The organism is Mammaliicoccus sp. JADD-157 (assembly GCF_049310805.1).
Lineage (GTDB): Bacteria > Bacillota > Bacilli > Staphylococcales > Staphylococcaceae > Mammaliicoccus > Mammaliicoccus lentus.
The window spans coordinates 48,697-73,846 of the sequence record NZ_JBMOVZ010000003.1 but is presented as its reverse complement, the minus strand read 5'-3'; the positions used below and the strand labels follow the sequence as shown (position 1 = coordinate 73,846).

Sequence of the window (25,150 nt, the reverse complement as noted above, 5' to 3'; positions counted from 1 at the left end):
TGCTTATGAATTTAAAAATACTAACAAATGTTTAATTATAAAACTACAATATAAACAAGGGAGATGTTAAAAATGTTAAAAAGTCGGCCGCTCAATATTTTAAATATTTTTCTTAGTAGAAATGAGAGTATATCAACAAAAGAATTAAGTATTATTTTCAAAAAGACTGAAAGAACTATACGAAATGATTTGAAAGATATTAATGAATTTTTGTTACTTAATCAGCTTAACGAAATGGGGAAAAATCGTGGTTCATATATTTTGAAATTATCGGATAAAGAGGAGGAAAAGTTAAAATTTTTAATTTCTGATGACATAGAAGAACAAGCATATAATCCAGCATTTAGAAGAGAATATATTATAACAAATGCTTTAGATAAAACTTGTTTTAAAAAAGTTTATGAATTATGCGAAGAACTTGAAATATCAAAAAGCACAATGGATAAAGATATGAAGCAAATACGTATAGATCTAGAAAAATATGATTTGAAAATTGAATCTAATTTGGAAATTGGCCTTCATATTGAAGGAAAAGAGAGTCAAATTAGAACTTTTCTGTATGATTATTTAGTTAATAAAATAACTGAAGATAATGTAAATATAAGTACGTTATATGAGAGCTATAGTCCGATTCTTAAGTATTTGGATAATAAAGACTTAAACTTTATAAATGATACTTACAATAAGTTAATAGCAATTCACCAAAGTGATATCAAACTATCAGCTATAATTTTAACTTCTATTTGGTTATCAAGGGTTAGGAAAGGACATATTTACGAAATCAATCATGTTGATAAAACTGCGAAATTTAGCATTATACACATATTTATAAACGATTTAATAAATCAATATGATTTAAAAGTTTCACGTAATGAATTTCATTATATTATTAATAAATTAGAAGTATTGATTGGTGATAACGAAATTATAGTTGATGATAGACATGAAGCATTATCACAATTAGTTAGTTTAAAACTAATTGAATATGTAGAACATGAACTATCTATAGATTTTACTGGATATCAAAGCCATTTATTTGAAGGGCTAAATAAACATATCTCAGGGCTAATTAGTAGGCTAGAAAAAGGGATTCAAATTTATAACCCTTTAAAAGAAAATATCAAAAATAGTCATTTTAAAATATTTAAAACAATTAAAAAATATTCAGAAGAATATTTGAATAATTATACCAAATTAGAATTTACTGAAGACGAGATTGCTTTTATAACTGTGTATTTTTCAACTGCTTATTTCAAATATATACAAGAAAACAAAAATTATTTTAATGCAGTAATAGTTTGTAGTTTCGGAATAGCAACAAGTAATTTATTAGCTGAAATACTAAAATCGCATTTCAACGTGAACATCTTGAAAATTCTTTCTTCTGAAGAAGAAAAATTTATTGATGATGACAATGTAGATATTGTATTTACTACGATTGATGCCCAGTTTGAAAAACCAACTTGCTATGTAAATGCAATCGTAAATGAAATAGACATTAAAAAGATAGAACAATTTTTAGAGCAACATGCTTATCTTGCTAGAAATAGTGATTCTTTAAATAGAAGTGAAGTTTCATTATTTAAGGATCTATCTTTATGGCTAGAAAATAAATCTATAAGACTAAATGAGCAAGACTATAAAGAATTGAAGAAATTATTTATAGATAATAACTTGAATTTCAATGATAGAGAGGTGCAGCCTATGTTAAAAGAAGTTTTAGAAAATCATCACGTACAATTAAATAAACGTTGTTCTGATTGGGAAAATGCTATAGAAACTGTTTCTAAACCTTTGCTCGAGGATGAAGTTATCTCACCTCAATATTTAGAAGCAATGATAGATTCTGTTAAAGAATATGGACCTTATATAGTGATAGGTAAACATATTGCTTTAGCTCATGCTAGACCTGAGGAAGGAGCAAATAAACTGGGGGTTAGCATAGCTACATTAAATCCTAGTATTAAATTTGGTAATGAAATGAATGACCCAGTAAAATTAATATTTTGTCTTTCTGCAACAGACTCATTCTCACATTTAAACATTATGAAAAGTATTGTTTCATTAGTAAGAGATGAAAAAAGAGTAGAAAAATTATTGAGCTTAACTGATAAAAATGCATTTATAAATTATTTATTAGAGGAGGAAGTATCATGAGAAAATTAGATATTTTGTTTGTATGTGGCGCAGGTTTAGGGAGTAGTTTTGCGTGTCAGATGGCGGCTGAAGATGTGTTGAATAAACTAGGTGTAGAAGCGAACCTTGACCATGACACTATTTCATCAGCTGTTTCAAGAAATGCAAATATTATTATAACAGGAGAAAATTTTAAATCACAATTTGATAACTTTACGATTGATGAAGAAAATACCACTATTGTTTATTTGAAAAACATCGTTTCTACTGACGAAATTGAAGAAAAAATAACACCAGTATTAAAAGATAAAGGGATCATTTAATAAGGAAGTGATGCTATGCAAATTATAAATTTTATAATCCAAAATATATTAACACAAGCAGCCATTATAGTAGCTTTGATTGCAATGGTAGGTTTGATGTTACAAAGAAAATCAACGGGACAAATAATTTCAGGATCATTTAAGACACTGTTAGGATTTCAAGTTTTAACTGCAGGATCAGCGATAATTGTAGGTAGCTTAACTTATTTTGGAAAAATATTTTCTGAAGGATTTCATATGGATGGAATCGTCCCTTCAATTGAAGCAATAAATGGTCAAGCGATGGGAGAATTAGGTTTAGGTAGAGAAATTGCTTTTACCTTTTTAGCAATTTTTATATTTAATATATTAATAGCAAGATTTTCACCATGGAAATATATTTTCTTAACTGGTCAAGCTTTGTTATGGATGGCCACTATGACGACAATTGGAGGTTATTTCGCAGGACTTCGAGGGATTTCCTTAGTATTAGTTGGGGGTTTTATAGGAGGAGTCTTTGCAACAATTATGCCAGCTATAGCACAGCCTTTTGTACGAAAAATAGTGGGTGGAGATCATATTGCTCTTGGTCACTTTTGTACTTTAGGTTATGTATTTGAAGCGGGCGTTGGTTATGTTTTCGGTAAAAGAGGAGAGAATAGAAAATCAGTAGAAGATCTTAAATTGCCTAAGAATTTCGAGTTTTTACAAGATACTTATTTATCATTAATGGTTGTCATGGCTCCCTTGTATTTAGTTACAGTTTTATTTGCTGGTGAAAGTTATGCATCAGGATTATCTGGCGATACAAATTATATAATGTATGCATTTCTACAATCAATACAATTTGTTGTTGGTGTATATGTTTTACTTGCAGGTGTTCGTTTACTATTAGGCGAAATAGTTCCAGCATTTAAAGGAATTGCAATGAAACTTGTACCGAATGCAAAACCAGCTTTAGACTGTCCAGTACTCTTTCCATTTTCACCAAATGCAGTAATTATTGGTTTTATAACGACTACAATTGGAACTGTTATAGCTATGTTCTTTTTCCCGAAAATTGGTTTAGCTATGATTATACCGGGAATACTGACTAACTTCTTTGCAGGTGGTACTGCTGGGATTTTTGGTAATTTAACAGGAGGATTTAGAGGGGCAATCATTGGCGGAGTTGCACATGGGTTGTTTATAACTTTATTACCAGCTTTATTAGTCACAGTTTTAAGTAACATGGGATTTGTTAATGCTACTGCAACAGATGTGGATACGGTAGCGGCAGCTTTATTTTATGCGTGGATAATTGGACCATTAATGAAAGCATTTTAAAAGGAGAGGAACTTATATGTATATTAATTTAAAAGAAGCAACAGAGAAAGCGGAAAAAATGAACTGTACGATTGGTGCATTTAACGCACATAATTTAGAAATGTTACCAAGCATGATTGATGCTGCTAAAGAGGCAGGTAGCCCGATAATAATACAAACAAGCGTAGATACTGCAAAATATATAGGATATAGGAATTTAGTTAATGTTACAAAAGGAATTGCAAACAATGAAATGGTCGATGTAGTGCTACATCTAGATCACGCTAAAGACTTTAACGATATAAAAGAGGCTATTGATGCTGGTTATTCATCAGTAATGTTTGACGGTTCTTCATTGCCTTTAAAAGAGAATATTATGAAGACTAAAGCTGTAGTAGATTATGCTCATAAATATGGAGCATCAGTGGAAGGAGAACTTGGAATAATTGGAGGCACTGAAGAAGGTATTACTATTGATGGATCAGAAGTAAGATATACAGATCCTCAAGATGCAAAGTATTTTGCAGAAGCTTCGCAAGTTGATGCTTTAGCTGTGGCTATTGGTACTAATCACGGACAATTCAAATCTAAAACAAATGTGAATATACCGTTATTAGCAGAAATAAATGATATCGTTAAAACACCATTAGTTGTCCACGGTGGCACAGGTGTTAAAGAAGAAGATATCCCTGAATTGATAGATAATGGTATTAGAAAATTTAATGTAGGAACTGAACTTTTAGTTTCTTGGACAGAAACGGCAAAGTTATATTTTGGGGATACAAAGATTAATAAATCATTAAGACACAATATAATACCTTGTAATGAAGCGGTAAAAAATATTGTAGCTCATAAAATTGATTTATTTATGAATAAAGAACGTGTTAAAGTATGGTAAATAAAAAGCAAGAAACCTTAATTATATTAGCCGGACCACCTGGAACAGGAAAAACATATCTAGCTCATAAAATTATAGAACAAAATAAAGATTGGCAGCTCTTATCGTATGATGACATAAAAGAAGACTATTTTGATAAACTCGGATTTAATAACTTAGAAGAAAAACACGGACTTGGTCTAAAGGCATGGGATGAATACTACGATAATCTGGAAACTTTAATGGAGAAAAAAGAAAAAATAATAATAGATTACCCGTTTAGTTATAAACAAGAAGAAACTTTAAAAAATATCATTAGTAAACATAACTATAAACCACTAACTATTACGTTATATGGAGATATTAAAGTACTTTATAATCGCCAAAAAGAACGGGATTTAAAAGATAATAGACATATTGGTCATATAGTTACAAAATATCATAAAAAAGATGAACCAATAAAATTAGATGATATTGATGATTTTTCAAGTTTTGAAGAGAGATGTGAGGATAGAAAGTATAGTCAATTCACTATCGGTGAAAGTAAATTTATAGATGTTACAGAATACGAGAATATAAACTTGAATGAAATTATTAATTGGATTAACAATAAAACAATTACTGATTTATAATGCTTTAAATTGAAACAAAATGAGCAATATCATTTTCTGGTATTAATACTTCAATATCTAGTGGAAGTATTATTTGAGACATGTTATAGTTTTTGTCATAATTAATTAAATTATACGAATGTGCTTTATTTTTCGTATAAAAATGGACGTTTGTAATGATTTTGTAAAGTGCTGACGCTTGTGGGAATAATATGAGTGAGAGACTATAGGCTCGAACCATACCCTAGGCAAGCATGCACAAACAAAATCGTAGATTATATAAAAATAACATCTCATTTCACTGATTTATTCAGTTAGAAAGGAGATGTTATTTATTTTGAGTTAGGATATATGTCCAGCCTCTTTCTATTTCATTTTTAACTTAACTAAATATTCGTTTGTGCGCCTGGTCCGACTGGTATTCCTAGTAAGTACCAAATAACAAACATAATTGTCCATAATATGAGAATTACGATAGAGTATGGCAGCATGACGGATACGACTGTGCCTATCCCATTTTTCTTCCCATATCTTTCTGCTACTGACACGATGTAAGGGAAGAATGGCATTAGTGGTGAAATGATATTTGTTGATGAGTCTCCAATTCTATATGCGATTTGTGTAACTTCAGGAGAAACGCCTAATTGCATAAACATCGGTACAAATATTGGTGCCATGAGTGCCCATTTTGCAGAGTCTGCAGCGATAAAAATATTTATAATTGTTGTAATTATGATCAATGCTATTAGCGCCGTTAGTCCATTTACATGCATAGCTTTCAGTAATTCAGCACCGTTTACAGAAAGTATTGTTCCAATATGAGAGTATTCAAATAATGCAACAAACTGTGCAGCGAAAAAGATTAAAACAATAAATTCAGACATTGTCATTAAAGACCCACTCATGAGTTCAACTGCATCTTTATCGTTTTTAACTGTTTTGTTAATAACACCGTAAGTTAAACCAGGGATAAGGAATACGAGCATCATCGTAAATATAATACTGTGTATAAATGGTGAATCGATAAAACTCCCATTTTCTCCTCTTAATAATCCATTAGATGGTATAACCATACTACCGATAACAACAATTACGGCAATTAAAGCAATGTTAGCCCATTTAAAAGCTTTAGGATTAATTTCATCAAATTTAGTGTTTTCGGGTTCTTCATATTCTCCTAAACTAGGTTCAACAATTTTATCTGTAATAAATGTTCCAATTCCAACAATAAGAAAAGTAGAAACAAACATAAAGAACCAGTTATCTGTAGCATTTACAATGTAATCAGCATTAAGTATATGTGCAGCTTCTGTCGTCATACCACTTAATATTGGATCGTTTGTACCTAGAAATAGGTTTGCAGAATAACCACCTGCTACACCACTGAATGCAGCAGCGAGTCCTGCTATAGGATGACGTTTAAATGATAAGAAAATCATTGCTCCAAGAGGCACTAATACAACATATCCTACTGAAGCGGCAATGTTAGAAAGTACACCTAATAACACAACAATTGGAGTTATGAACTTACGTGGTGTATGTGCAACGGTCTTTTGAATTAATGCACTTAAATAACCAGTTTTCTCAGCTACACCAACACCAAGCATAGCGACCAAAACAGGGCCGAGTGCTACGAAAGATGTAAAGTTCTCAACGACACTTGTAAATACATGTGAAATACCAGAAGGTGTCAGCAAGCTAATAACTTTTGCAGTTTGGTTTTCTACATTCCCAGTTTCTTGGTTTATACCTTTAAATGATACGGACACATCAAATAAATAAAGTATATGTGAAAGAACAAATAAAATAACGATAAATATTAAAAATATCGTAACTGGGTGTGGGAGTCTATTACCTATATTCTCAATTTTACTTAGGTAGCGGCTCATTTTATTTTGTTGCAAGTGTATCCCTTCTTTTTTATGTGATACTAAAATTGTATAGTAATTTATACTAAATTCAAGAATAACAAATCAAACAAATAAGAATAATAAGGTAATGCAAATTAAAGGTTGGGAAACGTTCGTGTATTCGAACTTTTTTTATTTTGAGATATTTTGTAATTGAATAAGATTTGATAATGAAATTATAAATATAATTATTTGTAAAAAATATACATTTCAGAAAAAAATATGCTATTATATTTTTAAAAGGAGGAATGTAAAAATTTGTTAATTTGTTATAATTATTATTTAAATAATAAAGTTTGCTAATTATTGTAATTAACAACGATTAATGAAGTTTTAACAATGGAAGGAGAAGATTATTTTGAAAAAGAAACCAAATTCAAGAAGGTTAGATTTCATACCTAACCGATTAAACAAGTATTCAATTAGAAAATTCACAGTAGGTACAGCTTCAATTATCATAGGTTCACTAATCTTTTTAGGACAAGGAAATGAAGCGCAAGCTGAAGAAACTACTACTAGTAGTACAACACACATAACCGATAACGGTAATATAAATAAGGTAACAGCTGAGAAAACTACAGAAAATAAAACAAGTGAAGAATTACCGCCAGTTGTGGAACCAGCTGAAAATACATCAAACGATAACGAAATCAATAATGAAACAACGACAACAGAAGAGCCAACAGAAACACTAGTAACAGATAAAGTAGAAGATAGCGAAGAAGCAACAAGAGAAGAGCCACCAGAAACACCGTCAGCAGATAAAGCAGAAGATAGCGAAGCAACAACAACAGAAGAGCCATCAGAAACACCGGTAACAGATAAAGCAGAAGACAAAGAAGAAGCAACAACAGAAGAGCCACCAGAAACACCGGTAACAGATAAAGTAGAAGACAGCACTGAATCAACTAACGAAGAACCTGTTGAAAATACACGAACTGATAAAGAAACCAATAGAGAAGAGTCAAATACTAATGATGCTGTAACGAATACAGCAACTGATACAGACGACAAAGAAAGTACAGAGGAAGCAAGTGAACAACCTTCTGGAACATTAGTAAATGATAAAGTAAACACGACTGAGTTTAATTTTAATTCTCAAGATATCAATCCGAATAATAGTGGACACACTTCCTTTAATTCAAAATTCCAAGTTGATGGAGAAGTTAAATCTGGAGACTACTTTACGTTTAAATTACCTCAGTATTTAACAGCTGATGGCGATGTAGATTATTCAAATTTAAATAATATTATGAATTTACCAGAACTAAAAAATGCAAATGGTGATGTCATTGCTACAGGAATGTACAACACTACTAATAAAACAGGTACGTATACATTTACTGATTTTATAAATGGTAAGAAGAATATTAATGGTCAATTTGAACTTCCATTATTTACAGATAGAAAAAATGCTCCTCAATCTGGTGAATACCCTTTAGAGTTTGATGTAGCTGGCGAAACATTTAATGAAGATATAAATATTAATTATGGAAGTCCAGTACAAGGTAATAGAGGTGAAAATGGATCAAATATTACTTCGTTTATAACAGAGATAGACTTACATTCTGGGCAAAATGAATATACTCAATCTATATACGTTAATCCTAAAGGCAATAAACTAAATTATTCTACAGTTAAAATCCAAGGTTATCATGAAGACCCTACGAAAAGTAGTACTTTAATTGATGAAAATAATACATCATTTAAAGTATACGAAGTTCAAGATAATACAAAATTAACAGATAGTTACTATATTAATCCTGAAGATTCAAATTATGTAGATGTAACAAATCAGTTTAGTAACGCAATTACTTATAGAGACAATACAGCGACAATAGATTTCAGTAATACTTCAAAAACTTATGTTGTAGTAGTAGACGGACACTTTGATAATAGTGGTGAAAGTGTAAGAACACGAGTGACTCATAGTAATACAGATTATTATGGAAATCAAAACACATATTATTGGGACAATGAAAATATCGTAAAACAAGGTTCTGGTTCTGGTGATGGCGACGATGATTCAGATTCTGACGCAGATGCGGATTCCGATAGCGACGCAGACTCTGACAGTGACTCAGACTCCGACAGTGATGCAGACTCCGATAGTGACGCAGACTCTGACAGTGACGCGGACTCAGATAGTGATGCAGACTCTGACAGTGACACGGACTCAGATAGTGATGCAGACTCAGATAGTGACGCAGACTCAGATAGTGATGCGGACTCCGATAGTGACGCGGACTCAGATAGTGATGCAGACTCTGATAGCGACGCAGACTCCGATAGTGACGCAGACTCTGACAGTGACGCGGACTCAGATAGCGACGCAGACTCCGATAGTGATGCGGACTCAGACAGTGACGCTGATTCAGATAGCGACGCAGACTCAGATAGTGATGCAGACTCCGATAGCGACGCAGATTCAGACAGTGATGCGGACTCCGATAGTGACGCAGATTCAGACAGTGATGCGGACTCCGATAGTGACGCGGACTCAGACAGTGATGCAGACTCCGATAGTGACGCAGACTCCGATAGCGACGCAGACTCTGACAGTGACGCCGATTCAGATAGCGATGCGGACTCAGACAGCGATGCGGACTCCGATAGTGACGCAGACTCTGACAGTGACGCGGACTCAGATAGTGATGCAGACTCAGATAGCGACGCAGATTCAGACAGTGATGCGGACTCCGATAGTGACGCGGACTCCGACAATGACGCCGATGTAGATCATGATATGGTTCCAGGGTCTAATATAGATAATGGACCGCATTCTGGATCAAATGTTGGTAAAGCAGCTAGTACTAGTAAAGATGGAAAATCTAATAAGACATTACCAGATACAGGTGAAGAAAATACACAAAATGGTCTATTGTTTGGTGGATTATTTGCTGGTTTAGGCTCATTGCTCTTATTTGGTAGAAGCCGAAAAAAAGAAAAGTAAATAGCGTATAAATAAATATGGAAGTATTTTTACTACCAGGCTTTTTAGCCTGGTTCCATTTATTTTCAGCTTATTTCAAAAGTCGAGAAATGAGGGAATAAATTGTTTTTAGAAAAGCGAATTGATAAATTATTAGCAACATTAAATGAAGAAAATCTAGAGTTTGATATTTCGTTTCTATCTTTAGGATTACCAAATATTAAAGCTATAGTTTCAGTTTTGAAAAGAAAAAAATATTTAAAAGATGATATATTAAAAGCATGTGCTCAATTTAAGAAAAAAACGGGTGAAGAGCCAGTTTGGATTAAAATGGATATCGTTACACATACAGAGCAAATTGAGTTTAATATACTAGTAAATGATTTGGAAAAGACTCGTAGAAATTACGTAGACTATGGTTTTTCACTTGATGATAGTTGGAGGTATGCATTTTTACCTGAAATCATTAATGCGAATGCCTTTATAAGACCTAATAATAAAGATAAAAAATTATATCTATCTGAAAAAAATATCAATAACTATTTAAGAAAGTATACGAAAAATAACTTGGTATTTAATAAGGCTTACTATAATAATAAAAAAGTAATTAAATTTTATACAAAAGGTTTTTATGTTGAAAAAGATCGAATTATTAAGCTAAATGAAAAAGGTTATGAGAAAAATTTAAGAGATGTTGATAATTTTCACGAAGAAATAGATGAATTAATTAAACAAAGTGTAAATTATTTAAAGTATGAAATTCAAAGTAATGGTAAGTATATTTATGGGTATTTTCCTCATTTTGATAAGAAAATTAATTTTTATAATAATTTAAGACATTCTTCTTCTACATATGCATTAATAGAAGGATTGTCTTATTTGAATAAAGATATTTCAGTCGCTAAGAAACCTTTAAATTATATTATCGAAAACTATTTATATGAACATGACGGTATCGCTTATGTTTTTGATGATACAAAAGGTATCAATGAAATTAAATTAGGGCAAAATGCAGCATTTATATTAGCGATTTGTGAGTATTTAAGACATCGACCAGATGATTTATATTATGTAGAAATAGCACAAAAAGTAGCTAAAGGTATTGAAAGTATGATTGATGATAATGATGCAGAAACGGTACATGTATTGCATTATCCAACGTTAAAAGTAAAAGAAAAGTATCGCATTGTATATTATGATGGGGAAGCTGCCTTTGCTTTATTAAGATTGTACCAAGTTGATGGAGATGAAAATTGGCTCAATCTAGTTAAACATTTATTTGAAAAGTTTATAAAACAGAATTATTGGAAATATCATGATCACTGGTTAAGTTATTGTACAAATGAGTTAGTGAAATTAAAGCATGAAGAAAAGTACTATATATTTGGTATGAAAAATGCTGCTGGTCATTTGGACTATATTAAGCAAAGGGAAACTACATTTCCTACATTTTTAGAAATGCTTGTAGCGACATACAAACTTGTACAATCAGCTAAAAATAGTGGATTTAAACACTTAGTAACAGAGTATATAGACGAAAGAAAATTGATTGATACCATTCATTCAAGAGCAAATTATCAAAGAACTGGATATTTTTATCCAGAAATAGTAATGTATTTTAAAAATCCAGAAAGAATAATGAACACATTCTTTATTAAGCACCATGGCTACAGAGTGCGCATAGATGATGTGGAGCATTATATTTCAGGTTATGTGCAGTATCAAAATGTATTTGAAAATAATAAGATTACTTAATAAAAAATTATTTATACATAAAAACTTCCTCAAAATTTATGAGGAAGTTTTTTAAGTATGTTATATCAGTTTTTTCTTTTGAACTAAATCAATACTGTCTATATGATGTTGTACGATTTTTTCACAATAATCTAGGATTTCATCAATCTTACTTAATTGAATATCTTTAAGTATAAGTGCTCTTTCATCAAATGGGTCTCTAGCTTTCTTTAATAGTCCGAAGTGTTCAAGTGTTTTTAATGAATTCGTAATTTCTGAAGAGGGCGGATCGAACATAATATCTCTCAATTTTCTTACATAGACTTCTTCCTCATCTATTTCAGATAGATAGAATAAAGTTAAAATGTCCATTCTTTTTAATTTCTTTTCATTATAAATTGTCTTAAGGATATCTTTCTTAAATAGTTCGTAATAAATAATTTGTTTCATTTAATCGTCTCCTATTTTTTAATGGTTAAGTCATATACGTGATTATCAAGTTTTGTTAGAGCTTTTATAAAATGATTTTGTTCTTCCTCAGACAATATAGACAGCAAGCTATCCATATTATGTATGCAAACTTGTTTTAAATTTAGGATAGCTTCTTTACCATATTCAGTTATATAAATATAGTAAATTCGTTTATCACGTTCAGATTGTTTTTTGATGACATAAGAATCTTTCATTAAGTCATTGACTAGGCGACTTAAATTTCCTTTGTCTTCATCGATTTTTCTACATAAGTTGTTCAAAGTAATACCATCTTGTTCATAAATAATCTCTAGTAAATTTGCGAGTTTTAAGGATATGCCATGGGATTGCGCAACATCTTTGCATAGATAATGCAAATTACTACATAAATTTACTAGGGAAGTTTTGAAAATTTCAGCATTTTCGTTTAAAGATTGATCATTCATTTTGATGTGCCCCCAATATAGTATTGTCAAAATATAACTATAAACCCTTATAATACTAAATAATACCAAAAATATAGAATTATACAATAATATTGTTTAAAAAACTATTAAAAAAGGTTTAAGATTTACTAATTTATTATTGTTGTAAAATACAATAATAAATCGAACTTTTATATATTCTAATAATTAATTGTATATTTATTTAATGTAACTAATATATAACGAAAGCTAAACAAAGGCTGTCAAATAAGTGATTCATGGACTTTGATTAAACTATTAAGATCAAAATAAATTTATATATTTTAGTAGAATTATGTACGAATATTGAAATAGTAATTTACAAATAGCAATAAATGATATATATATAAAAATAACAGGGTATTGTTATAGGTGGATATTTAAATTAATAAAAATTGGCAATAAGTTACAACTTTTGAAATAGTCTATGTTTATAAAAAAGATTATTTAGTATACAATGACTTTTATAATTACAAACCGAAATGAGATGACAAGTATGAGTAAAATCGATAGACGTACACAGATGCTTGAAGCAGCAATTCAAATAGTAAATGAACAAGGCACTGATTCTCTTACACTTGATGCTGTCGCAAAACGTGCAGAGGTGAGCAAAGGCGGACTTTTGTATCACTTTAAAAACAAAAAAGCTTTAATTCAAGGATTAGTCGATTATGCAAGTGCCACTTATCGTAATAATGTAGATACAAATATTCAAGATAATGATGATACTGGTAAATTGTTACGAGGATATATTGAAGCTACTAGAAGTCATCGAGACAATAATATTGCTATCAGTTCAGCTGTATTAGCAGCACAAGGTAACGACCGCTCACTTTTAAAACCGTTGCAAGAAACTTATCAAGAGTGGCAACATTTTATTGAAGACGATGGTTTGAACCCTGTAGATGCAACTATTATTCGACTTGCTATCGATGGCTTATGGTTAACAGAATTGTTCGGACTTGATGCAATAGATGAATCAAGACGTGAAGAAGTTTTAAACCAATTATCAAATTATACAAATAAGAATTAAACAATTTAAAATATTTAATCTATAGTGGTTAATCAGGCTGAGACATTATTATGTCCCAGCTTTTTTTGTGTTTAAAAAAGAATTTGAATAACGGCTTGAAACTTTACCGTCCAGTTGGTATACTAACAAACGTTGAATTTTTTAAAAAACATCATTTCAGGAGGATTATAATGAATAAAGTAATGTTAACAGCGGCTATAACTGGCGCTGGAGATACTGTTGAGAAGAATGAAAATGTACCAGTTACACCGGAAGAAATTGCAGATTCAGCAATTAAATGTGCACGTGCTGGGGCAACAGTTGCACATATTCATGCACGTGACCCAGAAACTGGTGGTATTAGTCACGATACAGAATTATTTAGAGAAGCTATACGATTAATCCGTGAATCGGGTGAAGATATTATTATCAATATTACATCTGGTGGTGGTGGAGATTTCATCCCTAATTTACAAGATCCATACACTGCTGGGGAAGGTTCAGACATGCAAACGCCTGAAGAGCGTCATGAGCCTATCGGAACATTATTACCAGAAATGTGTACGCTAGACTGCGGAAGTACTAACTTCGGAGATATGGTTTACTTAAGCCCTTCAGATTGGCTACGTGAACAAGCACGTCTTGTACAAGAAGCTGGTGTTAAACCGGAACTTGAATGTTTCGATAGTGGTCACATTCGATTTGCTAGACAATTAATTTCAGAAGGCTTAATTGATGGAGAACCAATGTTCCAATTTTGTCTAGGTATTCCATGGGGAGCAGATAATGACGCAGAAACGATTGAATACTTTAAAACTCGTTTACCAGAAAATGCACATTGGTCAGGCTTTGGTATAGGTAGAATGCAATTACCAACTGTAGAAGAAATAGCTAAACGTGGCGGCAGTGTCCGTGTTGGTTTAGAAGATAACCTATATATATCTAAAGGTGTTAAAGCTACAAATGAAGCATTAGTAGAAAAAGCTGTAGAAATATTAAAAGAATTAGATATAGAACCTATGACGCCTCAAGAAGCGCGTGAATTTTATCAACTAAGAGACCCTAAAGGAGGACAATCATGAAATTTGCAGTAGTAGGAACAGGTGTAATCGGAAGCGGTTGGATTACACGTATGCTCGCTCATGGACATGAAGTTGTAGCGACAGACCCAAGTGAAAGTGCATATGAAACAATGTTAGAACAAGTGAAATCTAATTGGCCATATGCTGAACGTATGGGCTTACACCCAAATGCGTCACTTGATAATTTAACATTCACACCTTATTTAGAAGAAGCTGTTAAAGATGCAGACCTTATACAAGAAAATGTACCAGAAGTAGAAGAAATTAAAGATAAAGTATTAACGGATATTGATTTTTATGCACGTCCAGATGCAATTATCGGTTCTAGTACATCAGGTATTAAACCAACAGAATTACAAAGAAATTTAAAGCATCCTGAAAGATTAGTCGTAGCGCATCCTTTCCATCCTGTTTATATTTTACCTTTAGTTGAAATTGTGCCAGGTAAACAAACAAGCGAAGAAACAGTTATTAAAGCTGAAGAAATCTATGAAACTATCGGAAATGATGTACTTCATGTACGTCATGAAATAGAAGGCCACATTGCAGACCGTCTTATGGAAGCTTTATGGCGTGAATCATTGCATATTGTAAACGAAGGCATTGCTACAACAGAAGAAGTAGATAAAGCATTTACTCATGCAGCTGGCTTAAGATATGCACAATATGGACCATTTATGACTTTCCATTTAGCTGGCGGTCAAGGTGGTATGCGTCACATGTTAAAACAATTTGGTCCTGCTCTGAAGAAACCGTGGACGAAACTAGTCGCGCCAGAATTAACAACAGATTTATACAATGCAGTTGTTGAAGGCTGTGAACAATCGTCATTTGGTTATTCAATGTCAGAATTAGACCAAAAAAGAAATGAATTTTTAATTAAAGTTAAAGAACTTGCAGAAGAATATTGGCCAAAAAATAGTGATTATATGAAGAAAAAACAACTCACTAAGACGGAGGTTTAATGTCGTGTCTAACTTTTTCAACTATCAAACAACTGTTCAGAATGAGTGGTTAGATTATAACAACCATATGAATGATGCAGAATATAACCGTGTGTTCAGTCAAGCAACTGATGCTTGGCTTGCTCACATAGGGTTAGATGTTCAAACGATTAAAGATATTAAATATACTGTATTTACGTTAGAAAATCATATTACTTACCAAAAAGAAGTACCCAAAAATGAAACGTTAAATGTCAGTGTACAATTAATAGACTTTGATCAGAAGAGATGTCATGTATTCATGAATATGTTTAATAGTTCAAACGAATTATGCTCTACATATGAAGTGATGTTAATGGGAATCGATGTCGAAAGTGGCCGTCCTAGTGCGTTTCCAGATAACATTATAGAGCAAATTAAAAATGAGTCAGTTAAGAAGCAAGACGATTCATTACCACGTGAATTAGGACGTCAAATAGGCATTAAACGTAAATAAAAGTATAACTAGGACTGTTTGTATGATGCAGATAGTCCTAATTATATGAAAAAAATCACTAAATTAAAGGATGAGTAAATTGTGAAAAAATTTAAATTGATGGATTGGGTTACATTTACAATTTCTTTACTTATATTGCTATCTGTAGTTATACCCTTAATTGCATTTCCAGATGCAAGTAGTCAAGTAATATTATCACTTAATGATCTAATAACCTCAAAATTAGGTGCTGTTTATTTAGGAATTGGTCTAGCTGTTTTAATCTTTATACTTTATATCGCATTTGGTAAATATGGTGGAATTGTACTAGGTAAACCTAATGATAAACCTGAATTTAATACGATGAGTTGGGCAGCAATGTTATTCTGTGCAGGTATCGGCTCTAGTATTTTATATTGGGGTATTATCGAATGGGCATATTATTATGATGGTCCACCGTTTCATATCAAACCACGTAGTGAAGAAGCAATTAATTATGCTGCTACATATGGAATGTTTCACTGGGGACCTATTGCTTGGGCAATATATGTCTTGCCAGCACTTCCAATCGCTTATTCGCTTTATGTAAAAGAACAACCTATTATACGTATTAGTCATGCATGTCGACCACTAATAGGAAAATACACTGACAAATGGCCTGGGAAAATGATTGATGTTCTCTTCATTTTTGGTTTACTAGGTGGTGCAGGTACGACTTTAGGACTTGCTACGCCAATGATTGCTGAAGGAGTTGGCTCACTAACAGGTCTAGATGGTAGTTCAACTTGGCTACGATTAACGATACTAGGCATATCAACATTGATATTTGCAGCAAGTTCATACTCAGGTATTAATTACGGTATTAAAGTATTAAGCGACATTAATATTTGGTTAACGTTTATATTATTATTATTTGTATTTATTGTTGGACCAACAGTATTTATAATGGAAACAACGCTTTCTAGTGTAGGTTTAATGTTCCGTGATTTCTTCAGAATGGCAACATGGTTAGAACCATTTGGTGGGCTTGGTAATATTTCAAAAGACAACTTCCCACAATCATGGACAATATTCTACTGGGCTTGGTGGTTAGTATACGCACCATTCGTAGGATTATTCATAGCCCGTATTTCTAAAGGACGTACGTTAAAAGAAGTTATTTTAGGTACACTTGGATACGGTACCCTTGGCTGTACACTATTCTTCGGAATATTAGGTAACTATGGTTTATGGCTAGAGATTACTGGTAAATTCTCTGTTACAAAAGTACTTCAAGAAAAAGAAGGACCCGCTGCGATTATGTCCATTTTAGAGCAGTTACCAATGAGTAATGTCGTTATCGTTATATTCGTAATTACAGCAGTCATTTATTTAGCGACTACTTTCGACTCAGGTTCATACATCTTAGCAGGAGCAACACAAACTGAAGTAGATGACGAGCCATATCGTTGGAACAGATTATTCTGGGCATTTGCGTTATCATTTATTCCGTTAGCACTTATGCTAATCAGTGGGGATGAGATTTTAAATCTGTTACAAACCGCCTCAATCATTGCAGGTGTGCCATTGATTATAATATTTATATTGCTGATGGTATCCTTCATCAAAACGCTAAGCAACGATCGTATTAAACTAGAAGAACGCTCTCGACTTCATAAAGAAAGAGAACGTCGTACACTTTCTATCAGGTATGCCAAAAATGATAGATGGTGGGAAAAGAAATAAATATTTTTTAATATAAATTTTGAGCACTAATTCGTTGAATTATATATAACGAGTTAGTGCTTTTTCATTTATTATGATATTTGAATACACTCTAACAACTATATAATAGAAGAAAGACGTCTCAGAATTTAATTGTTGACGTATGAAAATATAATTGTATGATGATAATAACTATAAAAAAATATATGGAGATGAAAAGCATGATAAGAACTATGATGTATGGAAAAATTCATCGTGCGAGGGTAACTGAAGCAAATTTAAATTATGTAGGTAGTATTACTATAGATGCAGATATTCTTGATGCAGTAGATATTTTGCCGAATGAAAAGGTAGCAATCGTTAATAATAATAACGGTGCAAGATTAGAAACTTATGTAATTGAAGGTGAACGAGGAAGCGGTAAGATTTGTTTGAATGGTGCAGCTGCACGTTTAGTTCAAGTAGATGATGTTATTATCATTATGAATTACGTACAAGTTACAAACGAAGAAGCTAAAAATTTATCACCTAAAGTAGCAGTAATGAATGAACGTAATGAAATTATTGAAATGATTCATGAGAAGGAAAATGAAATCATATTATAAAGTGGCTATGTCATGAATATACTTGCCTTAATACTATTATTAATCTAAAAAGCTTTAAAGTTCAGAACTTTTATTTTGAACTTTAAAGCTTTTTGTAATTTCATTTCGTTTCTAGTTATATTTTAATATTATATTGAAATTTCATTCCAAAAGTGAGATAATGTAAGCGATTCCAATAAGGAGTGTGTTGAAATGCTAGGCTTTTCTGTTTATTTAGGAGAACCATTTGATAAGACTTATATTGAAACAATGCTTAATGAAGGTGCCAAATATGTATTTACTTCATTGCAAATACCAGAAGATGATCCAATGTTGTATTTAACCAAATTAAAAGAGTTAAATAAAATAGTAAATGGTAGAGCAGAGATTATTGCAGATGCAAATCCTAAAACGTTTAAGACTTTAGGATTGTCATATAAAAAGCCTACTACTTTAAAAGATGCTGGAATAGATTTTATAAGATTAGATATATCATTGGAGATAGAAGATATTATATCTTTATTAAATGAAGTTAATGTAGTATGTAACGCAAGTACTGACGCTGTCGAATTGCTCTATCAACTTAAAGCTAAAGATATAGACTTATCAAAAGTGATGGTTGCACATAATTATTACCCACGACCGGAAACAGGATTAGAAAATGAGTTTTTCATTTCTAAAAACAAAGAAATAAGGGATGTTTTTCCGGATGTGAAAATTATGGCATTTGTCCCTGGTACTAAATTAAGAGGGCCTATCTTTAGAGGATTACCAACACTTGAAGCACACAGAAATATACATCCTTTATATGCTGCTTATCAATTATTAAAATATGATATCGACGTTGTTTGTATTGGGGACACAAGCATAGACTTAGATATCATAAATCAATTTCATGATTATTTTAATAATGGAATCGTAAGTCTTTATATTGAAGAGGAAACACCTGCTTTAAAAGATGTAACAGGGAGAATTTTTCATAATAGGAAAGACAAAGCGAGAGATGTAGTAAGAGCGGAAGAGGCAAGGATGAGTTTTCAAGGGGAAGTTAAACCAGATAATACGACTGAAAGAGTTAAGGGGACCGTTACATTAGATAACTTGAAATATGGGCGATACATGAACGAACTGCAAATCGTCAAGAGAGATTTAGAAGCAAATGAAGCCGTGAATGTTATTGGGCGTGTTTCTAGTAGCAATTTAGATTGTATAAATATGATTGGTGCTGGGCAAGCTTTCCAATTTATTAAAAGGGGATAATGTGATGGACATAAAAAAACTAACTACTGAATCAAGAAATAAATATTCATCAAAACTAGATACTTTAACGCCAGAACAATTTGTTGAAGTGATGAATACAGAAGATCAAAAAGTAGCCGAGCAAATTAAGTTAGAGAATAATGCGATAGCCGAATTGATTAAAAGAGCTATTACGGGCTTAAACAATGGGGGAAGGTTAATTTACATGGGAGCAGGAACGAGCGGAAGATTAGGGGTATTGGATGCTGCGGAATGTGTCCCAACGTTTGGTGTCACGCCAGACGTCGTAATAGGTTTAATTGCAGGTGGTTCAGAAGCAATGACGATTGCAGTAGAAGGGGCTGAAGATGATTTAGAATTAGGGGAACAAGATTTAAGAAATTTAAATATAAACGAAAATGACACGGTTATAGGCATTGCTGCTAGTGGAAGAACACCATATGTTATAGGTGGATTAAAATACGCCCAAAGCATAGGCGTTCCTACTGGTTGTGTAACATGTAATCAACAATCAGAAGTAGGAAATTACGCTGATTTTCCGGTTCAAGTTGATGTTGGTCCAGAAGTTTTAACAGGCTCAACAAGGTTGAAAGCAGGTACAGCTCAAAAACTCATTTTAAATATGATTTCAACTGGTGCGATGGTTGGTATAGGAAAAGTTTATGAAAACTTAATGATTGATGTTAAACCAACCAACAAAAAACTTGTACAACGTGCTATTAATATGATTCAAGAAGTTTTAGGGTGTTCATATGAAGAAAGCCAGAAACTTTTTGAAGAAAGCGATGAACAAGTAAAAGTGGCAATTGTTATGGGCATGCACAATGTGAGTAAAGAAGAAGCCATTCAGAAATTAGAAAAAGCTAAAGGGTTTGTGAGAAATACGTAAACAAGGGGTGTATGTATATGTCTAAAGAAAAAGAAATGGCTAAAGAGATACTTGATAAAGTTGGGGGAAAAGACAATTTAGAAAAAGTCATTCATTGTATGACAAGGGTTAGAATGAGTATCGTCGACTACACTAAAGTTGATATTGAAGGTTTAAAAAATATCAAAGGTGTGATGGGGGTTGTAGAAGATGATATGATTCAAGTGGTAGTTGGACCGGGGACTGTAAATAAAGTAGCCAATGAAATGAGTTCTATTATTGGCGTACCACTAGGCGAAACAATTAAGAAAAATCAAAGTAATAAAGAGAAAGTAGAACAAGAAGCGGATCTGTTTAAACAAAATATTAACAAGAAAAATCAAACACCTTTCAAAAGAGTGTTGAGATCGATAGCTAATATTTTTGTACCACTTATTCCTGCATTTGTGGGTGCCGGTTTAATTGGTGGTATTTCTGCTGTACTTTCTAACCTGTTAACAGCCGGCACAATCGATGGAGCATCATGGGAACAATTTGTTTTAGTATTTAATATTATAAAAGATGGTCTTTTTGCTTACTTAGTCATTTATGTAGGTATTAATGCTGCAAAAGAATTTGGTGCAACACCTGGCTTAGGTGGTGTAATTGGTGGTACAACTATGTTGACTGGCATGGATCCAGAAAGTCCACTGAAAAATATTTTTAATGGCGAACCACTTGAAGCAGGGCAAGGTGGTGTAATTGGGGTTATTATAGCTGTTTGGTTGCTATCTTTAATTGAAAAAAGATTACACAAAATTGTACCGACTGCTGTAGATATTATTGTTACTCCAACGATTACATTATTTATTATGGGGTTAGGAACAATCTTTGTAATCATGCCTATAGCAGGTTTTATTTCTAACGGCTTGTTAGGCGTAATTGATTGGGTCTTAAATATAGGTGGAGCATTTAGTGGATTTATATTAGGTGCAACGTTCTTACCTTTAGTTATGTTTGGATTGCATCAAGTATTAACACCAATTCATATAGAAATGATTAATCAATCAGGTGCTACTTACTTATTACCAATACTTGCTATGGCTGGTGCAGGTCAAGTAGGTGCAGCATTTGCCCTATGGGTTAGATGTAGAAAAAATAAAAAAATCATTAACCTTCTAAAAGGTGCTCTACCAGTAGGAATTTTAGGAATTGGAGAACCATTGATTTACGGGGTAACTTTACCTCTAGGTAGACCATTTATTACAGCTTGTATCGGTGGTGGAGTCGGAGGTGCAGTTATAGGCGCCATCGGACATATTGGTGCAAGTGCAATTGGGCCGAGTGGCGTATCCCTTATTCCATTAATATCTCATAATATGTATGTAGGATATATTGCAGGTTTATTAGCAGCTTATTTAGGAGGCTTTATTTTCACATATTTATTTGGAACGAACAAAGAAATGACAGCACCACAAGAATTGGATGAGGATTAATATGAGCGAACATCAACATGTACTTATGTTTATTAAAGAAAATATGTCTCGTTTAACTAAACGAGAACAGCGTATAGCACAGTACTTTGTCGATTATCCTGAAAAGATAATTGAATTAAGTGCTAAGGAGTTAGGCACGATAACAAACACAAGTGCTGCTTCCGTTATACGTTGTACGCACAAATTAGATTTTAAAGGTTTTACTGATTTGAAACTGTCCATTTCTAGGTATATGCCTCAACATGAAAAAAGTATATATCAAGAAATTAAACAAGATGAAACAGTATCGTCTATTAGTAAGAAACTTATTACACGAGCGTCACATACACTTGAAATGACTGAAAAATTAATCGAGAGTAGCAGTGTAAATGCCATTATTGATCAATTATATGAGGCAAAAACAATTATAGTTTTTGGTGTAGGTGCTTCAAGTTTAGTAGCACAAGATTTATATCAAAAATTTACTAGAATTGGTAAACAAGTTATTCATTCTTTAGACACTCACTTTTTAGCTACAGCAATAGCTTCACATAATAAAGATTGTATTTTGATAGGAATTTCTAACTCTGGTGAGAATAGCGAAACACTATCTTTAGCTAAAGTTGCACATAAATATAATGTTAAAGTAATAAGTCTGACTCAATCAAAAAGTTCATCTTTATCACAACAATCTGACTATCAATTAACACATGATGCAAGTTCAGAAGAAAGTTTAAGATTAGCAGCTACGAGTTCTCTTATATCGCAATTGATGACGCTTGATATATTATTTTATAGCTATTTATCAAGAGATTATGATGAACATGTAATAACGATGAGTAAAACGAGAGATGCAGTTGAATTATATACAGAATAAATGTTTGATAGAGTCCGAGACAACAATTTATGTACCGGACTCTCAGTGTATTTAAATAATATGTAAGAACTGAAAAAAGATGAAAGAAAGTAATTTATTACACTTTCTCCGCTTATACAGATTGTCACGGGGTATATATATTATGAGTGGAGGTGCATAATGATGGCAAAATCTAATAAGAAAAATTACACCAGTAGAATTAACAATGTAATTGATGCATTTAGTCTAGAAGATAAGCAAATGAGAAAACTATTAAACTTGCCTAAAGAAAAGTATGAATTGCTTATGCATGGGAATCAAGGTGTTTTAACAGACAAACAAAGAAACGAAATTGAAAAGCGTTTAAATTATTTTGAATCTATTGGTAAGCACGAAGATGCTTTAAAGTATACTAAATATTTTATTGAAAAAACATTGAAAAAAGAGTATAATTTACCAAATAAGTCAATTGCCAAATTATGTAATGTTAAAAAGAAAACAATTAAAAAATTAATAAATTCTAAGAAAATTGATAGAAACGAAGAGAGAAATCTTATACTAAACGTTCTTCAACTTTATGAAACTTTAAAATCAGTCAACTAATTGCTCATCATAAACATCATATTTTAAGAATTAAGGAAAGTTAGCGTGTTATTATGAAACAAGTAGAAATTATAAGAATATTAGATGATACCTCGTTTGTTGTAAATGCAGGTTCAGATAGATATTTAGAACCTGGCTATTTTATAGATGTATTAAAGAGAGATAAATCTTATAAATATATTGCGAAAATAGAAGAAGTATACCCTGAATTATCTTTATGTAAAAGATACGGAGAAGAAAGACTCTTTTATGGAGATATTGTAAGGATTAGATATCCTGAAGACGAAGATATGCAAATGACCACAAAAGTTATTAAATCTAATAAATCTAAAAAGAACAGAAAAAAGAGAGGATGAGATCGCCGAATCTCATCCTCTTTCCCGTTTAATATGTCTAAAAAAATTTAAATAAGTAACGTTGTAGACTTATATAAGTACTCTAACATAAAATATATAGATTTTACAGAAAAAAGATATATCATTTAATATGATAATGTGAAATAACTATGTGTATATTGGCAAATTACATCTAATAAATGTATAATAAAGAAAAAATAAAATAAGAATGGACTGAGAATACGTGGCAAATCAATATGAGCGTTCTGCAAAGAAACCTAAATCAGCAGCATTTAAAATTGTAACAACTATTATTCTTGTGTTATTAATTGCGTTTTTAATTATTATTGGCTATTTTGTGTATAAGTTTTTTGCATTAGGTAATACGATACATAACCCACTGGATAGAGATAAATCTGAACTTAGAAAGAACGCAGTAGATACTAATGGAGATCCTATTTCGATAGCTTTATTTGGAATTGATTCCGACTCTACAAGATCAGCAGAAGGTGGAGGAGAGCGTTCGGATTCAATCGTTTTATTATCTATAAATCCAGATAAGAAGAAAACTGTAATGGTTAGTATTCCTAGGGATACTAGAGCGGAAATTGTTGGCAATGATTCTGTAGAAAAAATTAACCATGCGTATGCATATGGTGGCCCTAAAATGGCGATTAACTCTGTAGAAAAATTAATGAACGTACCGGTAGACCATTATGCAACAATTAATATGGATGGCGTTAAAGATTTAGTAGATTATGCAGGTGGCGTAAATGTTACAAGTAATGCTACGTTTACGGTTAAAGGGAAATCATATGTTAAAGGCCAAAAATACAAATTAAATGGTGAAGAAGCGTTAGCATTTATTAGAAGTAGAAAAGAAGAAGGCGCTGGTGGAGACTTTGGTCGACAAGAACGTCAACAATTAGTGATTCAAGCACTAGCTAACGAATTAGTTAGCATCGGCTCTTTACCTAAAATTAATCAAATCTTTGACACTTTAGGTGATAATGTTAAAACAGATATGAAGATTGGACAACTAAATGATTTAAGATCTAAATATAATGATGCTTTAGATAATGTAGATCGTAATCAGTTAGAAGGACAAGATTCAATTTTAGATGATGGATTATATTACTTTGTACCTAGTGACGCTAGCAAGAAAGATATAGTAGACTCATATAGAGAAAATCTAGGTTTGGAGTAAAGTATAATATTAGAAAATATTAAT

23 protein-coding genes are annotated in these 25,150 nt (G+C 32.1%); 20 read left to right on the top strand and 3 right to left on the bottom strand.

Annotation, left to right across the window (positions count from 1 at the left end; genetic code table 11):
* The first annotated feature begins 72 nt into the window (after window positions 1–72).
* Genes ACO6VN_RS09590 through ACO6VN_RS09570 form a run of 5 tightly spaced genes read left to right on the top strand, consistent with a single transcriptional unit; the run spans window position 73 to window position 5,252 of the window.
* Window positions 73–2,157, top strand: a complete 2,085-nt coding sequence (locus ACO6VN_RS09590; protein ID WP_194200535.1) for a BglG family transcription antiterminator — start codon at window positions 73–75, stop codon at window positions 2,155–2,157.
* Window positions 2,154–2,459 (top strand): PTS sugar transporter subunit IIB, encoded by a 306-nt coding sequence (locus ACO6VN_RS09585; RefSeq protein WP_194200536.1) that lies wholly within the window; start codon window positions 2,154–2,156, stop codon window positions 2,457–2,459. Before ACO6VN_RS09590 ends, ACO6VN_RS09585 begins: the two co-directional genes overlap by 4 nt.
* 15 nt (window positions 2,460–2,474) lie before the next feature.
* The gene (locus ACO6VN_RS09580) at window positions 2,475–3,764 is read left to right on the top strand and encodes a PTS sugar transporter subunit IIC (protein ID WP_017001017.1); all 1,290 of its coding nucleotides are present in this window, start codon (window positions 2,475–2,477) and stop codon (window positions 3,762–3,764) included.
* Window positions 3,765–3,780: 16 nt separating this feature from the next.
* The gene (locus ACO6VN_RS09575) at window positions 3,781–4,641 is read left to right on the top strand and encodes a class II fructose-bisphosphate aldolase (protein ID WP_194200537.1); all 861 of its coding nucleotides are present in this window, start codon (window positions 3,781–3,783) and stop codon (window positions 4,639–4,641) included.
* Window positions 4,635–5,252, top strand: coding sequence for an AAA family ATPase (locus ACO6VN_RS09570; protein WP_194200538.1), 618 nt, complete (start codon window positions 4,635–4,637; stop codon window positions 5,250–5,252). Before ACO6VN_RS09575 ends, ACO6VN_RS09570 begins: the two co-directional genes overlap by 7 nt.
* A gap of 365 nt (window positions 5,253–5,617) precedes the next feature.
* Here the strand turns inward: ACO6VN_RS09570 and ACO6VN_RS09565 are convergent, their stop codons facing one another.
* Window positions 5,618–7,135, bottom strand: a complete 1,518-nt coding sequence (locus tag ACO6VN_RS09565; RefSeq protein WP_422404578.1) for an AbgT family transporter — start codon at window positions 7,133–7,135, stop codon at window positions 5,618–5,620.
* A 364-nt stretch (window positions 7,136–7,499) separates the two neighbouring features.
* Here ACO6VN_RS09565 and ACO6VN_RS09560 point away from each other — a divergent pair, with 364 nt between their 5' ends.
* A complete protein-coding gene (locus tag ACO6VN_RS09560; RefSeq protein WP_422404577.1) occupies window positions 7,500–10,094 on the top strand; it encodes a fibrinogen-binding adhesin SdrG C-terminal domain-containing protein in 2,595 nt (864 codons plus the stop codon).
* Between the two features lie 102 nt (window positions 10,095–10,196).
* The gene (locus ACO6VN_RS09555; RefSeq protein WP_422404576.1) at window positions 10,197–11,828 is read left to right on the top strand and encodes a poly(glycerol-phosphate) alpha-glucosyltransferase; all 1,632 of its coding nucleotides are present in this window, start codon (window positions 10,197–10,199) and stop codon (window positions 11,826–11,828) included.
* 60 nt (window positions 11,829–11,888) lie between these two features.
* On the opposite strand, the gene ACO6VN_RS09550 is transcribed toward ACO6VN_RS09555, so the two are convergent.
* Both ACO6VN_RS09550 and ACO6VN_RS09545 read right to left on the bottom strand, forming a co-directional pair.
* Window positions 11,889–12,257 carry a transcriptional regulator, SarA/Rot family gene (locus ACO6VN_RS09550; protein ID WP_017000829.1) on the bottom strand — a complete coding sequence of 123 codons (369 nt, stop codon included), beginning with the start codon at window positions 12,255–12,257 and terminating at the stop codon, window positions 11,889–11,891.
* Between the two features lie 11 nt (window positions 12,258–12,268).
* Window positions 12,269–12,724, bottom strand: coding sequence for a MarR family winged helix-turn-helix transcriptional regulator (locus ACO6VN_RS09545; RefSeq protein ID WP_216683918.1), 456 nt, complete (start codon window positions 12,722–12,724; stop codon window positions 12,269–12,271).
* 514 nt (window positions 12,725–13,238) lie between these two features.
* Here ACO6VN_RS09545 and ACO6VN_RS09540 point away from each other — a divergent pair.
* The 13 genes from ACO6VN_RS09540 (at window position 13,239) to ACO6VN_RS09480 (ending at window position 25,126) form a co-directional block, all read left to right on the top strand.
* On the top strand, window positions 13,239–13,775 hold the full coding sequence (locus tag ACO6VN_RS09540; protein WP_194200546.1) for a TetR/AcrR family transcriptional regulator: 537 nt from the start codon (window positions 13,239–13,241) through the stop codon (window positions 13,773–13,775).
* A gap of 170 nt (window positions 13,776–13,945) precedes the next feature.
* Window positions 13,946–14,836 carry a 3-keto-5-aminohexanoate cleavage protein gene (locus tag ACO6VN_RS09535; protein ID WP_194200547.1) on the top strand — a complete coding sequence of 297 codons (891 nt, stop codon included), beginning with the start codon at window positions 13,946–13,948 and terminating at the stop codon, window positions 14,834–14,836.
* Window positions 14,833–15,801: a 3-hydroxyacyl-CoA dehydrogenase NAD-binding domain-containing protein gene (locus ACO6VN_RS09530; RefSeq protein ID WP_194200548.1), complete on the top strand. Its 969-nt coding sequence runs from the start codon at window positions 14,833–14,835 to the stop codon at window positions 15,799–15,801. Before ACO6VN_RS09535 ends, ACO6VN_RS09530 begins: the two co-directional genes overlap by 4 nt.
* 4 nt (window positions 15,802–15,805) lie before the next feature.
* On the top strand, window positions 15,806–16,276 hold the full coding sequence (locus tag ACO6VN_RS09525) for a thioesterase family protein (protein ID WP_194200549.1): 471 nt from the start codon (window positions 15,806–15,808) through the stop codon (window positions 16,274–16,276).
* A gap of 81 nt (window positions 16,277–16,357) precedes the next feature.
* On the top strand, window positions 16,358–17,980 hold the full coding sequence (locus ACO6VN_RS09520; protein ID WP_017000823.1) for a BCCT family transporter: 1,623 nt from the start codon (window positions 16,358–16,360) through the stop codon (window positions 17,978–17,980).
* Between the two features lie 200 nt (window positions 17,981–18,180).
* Window positions 18,181–18,564 carry an aspartate 1-decarboxylase gene (gene panD / locus ACO6VN_RS09515; protein WP_017000822.1) on the top strand — a complete coding sequence of 128 codons (384 nt, stop codon included), beginning with the start codon at window positions 18,181–18,183 and terminating at the stop codon, window positions 18,562–18,564.
* A 192-nt stretch (window positions 18,565–18,756) separates the two neighbouring features.
* Complete coding sequence (locus tag ACO6VN_RS09510) at window positions 18,757–19,803, top strand: MupG family TIM beta-alpha barrel fold protein (protein ID WP_017000821.1); 1,047 nt, start codon at window positions 18,757–18,759, stop codon at window positions 19,801–19,803.
* Window positions 19,804–19,807: 4 nt separating this feature from the next.
* The gene (murQ, locus tag ACO6VN_RS09505; protein WP_194200552.1) at window positions 19,808–20,692 is read left to right on the top strand and encodes an N-acetylmuramic acid 6-phosphate etherase; all 885 of its coding nucleotides are present in this window, start codon (window positions 19,808–19,810) and stop codon (window positions 20,690–20,692) included.
* Window positions 20,693–20,709: 17 nt separating this feature from the next.
* Window positions 20,710–22,146: a PTS transporter subunit EIIC gene (locus ACO6VN_RS09500; protein ID WP_135032211.1), complete on the top strand. Its 1,437-nt coding sequence runs from the start codon at window positions 20,710–20,712 to the stop codon at window positions 22,144–22,146.
* A gap of 1 nt (window position 22,147) precedes the next feature.
* Window positions 22,148–23,002 carry a MurR/RpiR family transcriptional regulator gene (locus ACO6VN_RS09495; protein ID WP_194200553.1) on the top strand — a complete coding sequence of 285 codons (855 nt, stop codon included), beginning with the start codon at window positions 22,148–22,150 and terminating at the stop codon, window positions 23,000–23,002.
* Between the two features lie 159 nt (window positions 23,003–23,161).
* Window positions 23,162–23,584, top strand: a complete 423-nt coding sequence (locus ACO6VN_RS09490; RefSeq protein ID WP_017000817.1) for an HTH domain-containing protein — start codon at window positions 23,162–23,164, stop codon at window positions 23,582–23,584.
* Between the two features lie 53 nt (window positions 23,585–23,637).
* On the top strand, window positions 23,638–23,940 hold the full coding sequence (locus ACO6VN_RS09485; RefSeq protein ID WP_194200554.1) for a hypothetical protein: 303 nt from the start codon (window positions 23,638–23,640) through the stop codon (window positions 23,938–23,940).
* 223 nt (window positions 23,941–24,163) lie between these two features.
* Window positions 24,164–25,126 (top strand): LCP family protein, encoded by a 963-nt coding sequence (locus ACO6VN_RS09480; protein WP_194200555.1) that lies wholly within the window; start codon window positions 24,164–24,166, stop codon window positions 25,124–25,126.
* Window positions 25,127–25,150 lie beyond the last annotated feature (24 nt).

What these genes read in the sequence shown, in the direction of transcription:
- ACO6VN_RS09570 (WP_194200538.1), top strand. Translation starts at nt 4,635, where the DNA reads ATGGTAAATAAAAAGCAAGAAACCTTAATTATATTAGCCGGACCACCT.
- ACO6VN_RS09510 (WP_017000821.1), top strand. Translation starts at nt 18,757, where the DNA reads ATGCTAGGCTTTTCTGTTTATTTAGGAGAACCATTTGATAAGACTTAT.
- ACO6VN_RS09485 (WP_194200554.1), top strand. Translation starts at nt 23,638, where the DNA reads ATGAAACAAGTAGAAATTATAAGAATATTAGATGATACCTCGTTTGTT.
- ACO6VN_RS09495 (WP_194200553.1), top strand. Translation starts at nt 22,148, where the DNA reads ATGAGCGAACATCAACATGTACTTATGTTTATTAAAGAAAATATGTCT.
- panD (WP_017000822.1), top strand. Translation starts at nt 18,181, where the DNA reads ATGATAAGAACTATGATGTATGGAAAAATTCATCGTGCGAGGGTAACT.
- ACO6VN_RS09590 (WP_194200535.1), top strand. Translation starts at nt 73, where the DNA reads ATGTTAAAAAGTCGGCCGCTCAATATTTTAAATATTTTTCTTAGTAGA.
- murQ (WP_194200552.1), top strand. Translation starts at nt 19,808, where the DNA reads ATGGACATAAAAAAACTAACTACTGAATCAAGAAATAAATATTCATCA.
- ACO6VN_RS09585 (WP_194200536.1), top strand. Translation starts at nt 2,154, where the DNA reads ATGAGAAAATTAGATATTTTGTTTGTATGTGGCGCAGGTTTAGGGAGT.
- ACO6VN_RS09545 (WP_216683918.1), bottom strand. Translation starts at nt 12,724, where the DNA reads ATGAATGATCAATCTTTAAACGAAAATGCTGAAATTTTCAAAACTTCC.
- ACO6VN_RS09580 (WP_017001017.1), top strand. Translation starts at nt 2,475, where the DNA reads ATGCAAATTATAAATTTTATAATCCAAAATATATTAACACAAGCAGCC.
- ACO6VN_RS09535 (WP_194200547.1), top strand. Translation starts at nt 13,946, where the DNA reads ATGAATAAAGTAATGTTAACAGCGGCTATAACTGGCGCTGGAGATACT.
- ACO6VN_RS09530 (WP_194200548.1), top strand. Translation starts at nt 14,833, where the DNA reads ATGAAATTTGCAGTAGTAGGAACAGGTGTAATCGGAAGCGGTTGGATT.
- ACO6VN_RS09550 (WP_017000829.1), bottom strand. Translation starts at nt 12,257, where the DNA reads ATGAAACAAATTATTTATTACGAACTATTTAAGAAAGATATCCTTAAG.
- ACO6VN_RS09500 (WP_135032211.1), top strand. Translation starts at nt 20,710, where the DNA reads ATGTCTAAAGAAAAAGAAATGGCTAAAGAGATACTTGATAAAGTTGGG.
- ACO6VN_RS09540 (WP_194200546.1), top strand. Translation starts at nt 13,239, where the DNA reads ATGAGTAAAATCGATAGACGTACACAGATGCTTGAAGCAGCAATTCAA.
- ACO6VN_RS09575 (WP_194200537.1), top strand. Translation starts at nt 3,781, where the DNA reads ATGTATATTAATTTAAAAGAAGCAACAGAGAAAGCGGAAAAAATGAAC.
- ACO6VN_RS09490 (WP_017000817.1), top strand. Translation starts at nt 23,162, where the DNA reads ATGATGGCAAAATCTAATAAGAAAAATTACACCAGTAGAATTAACAAT.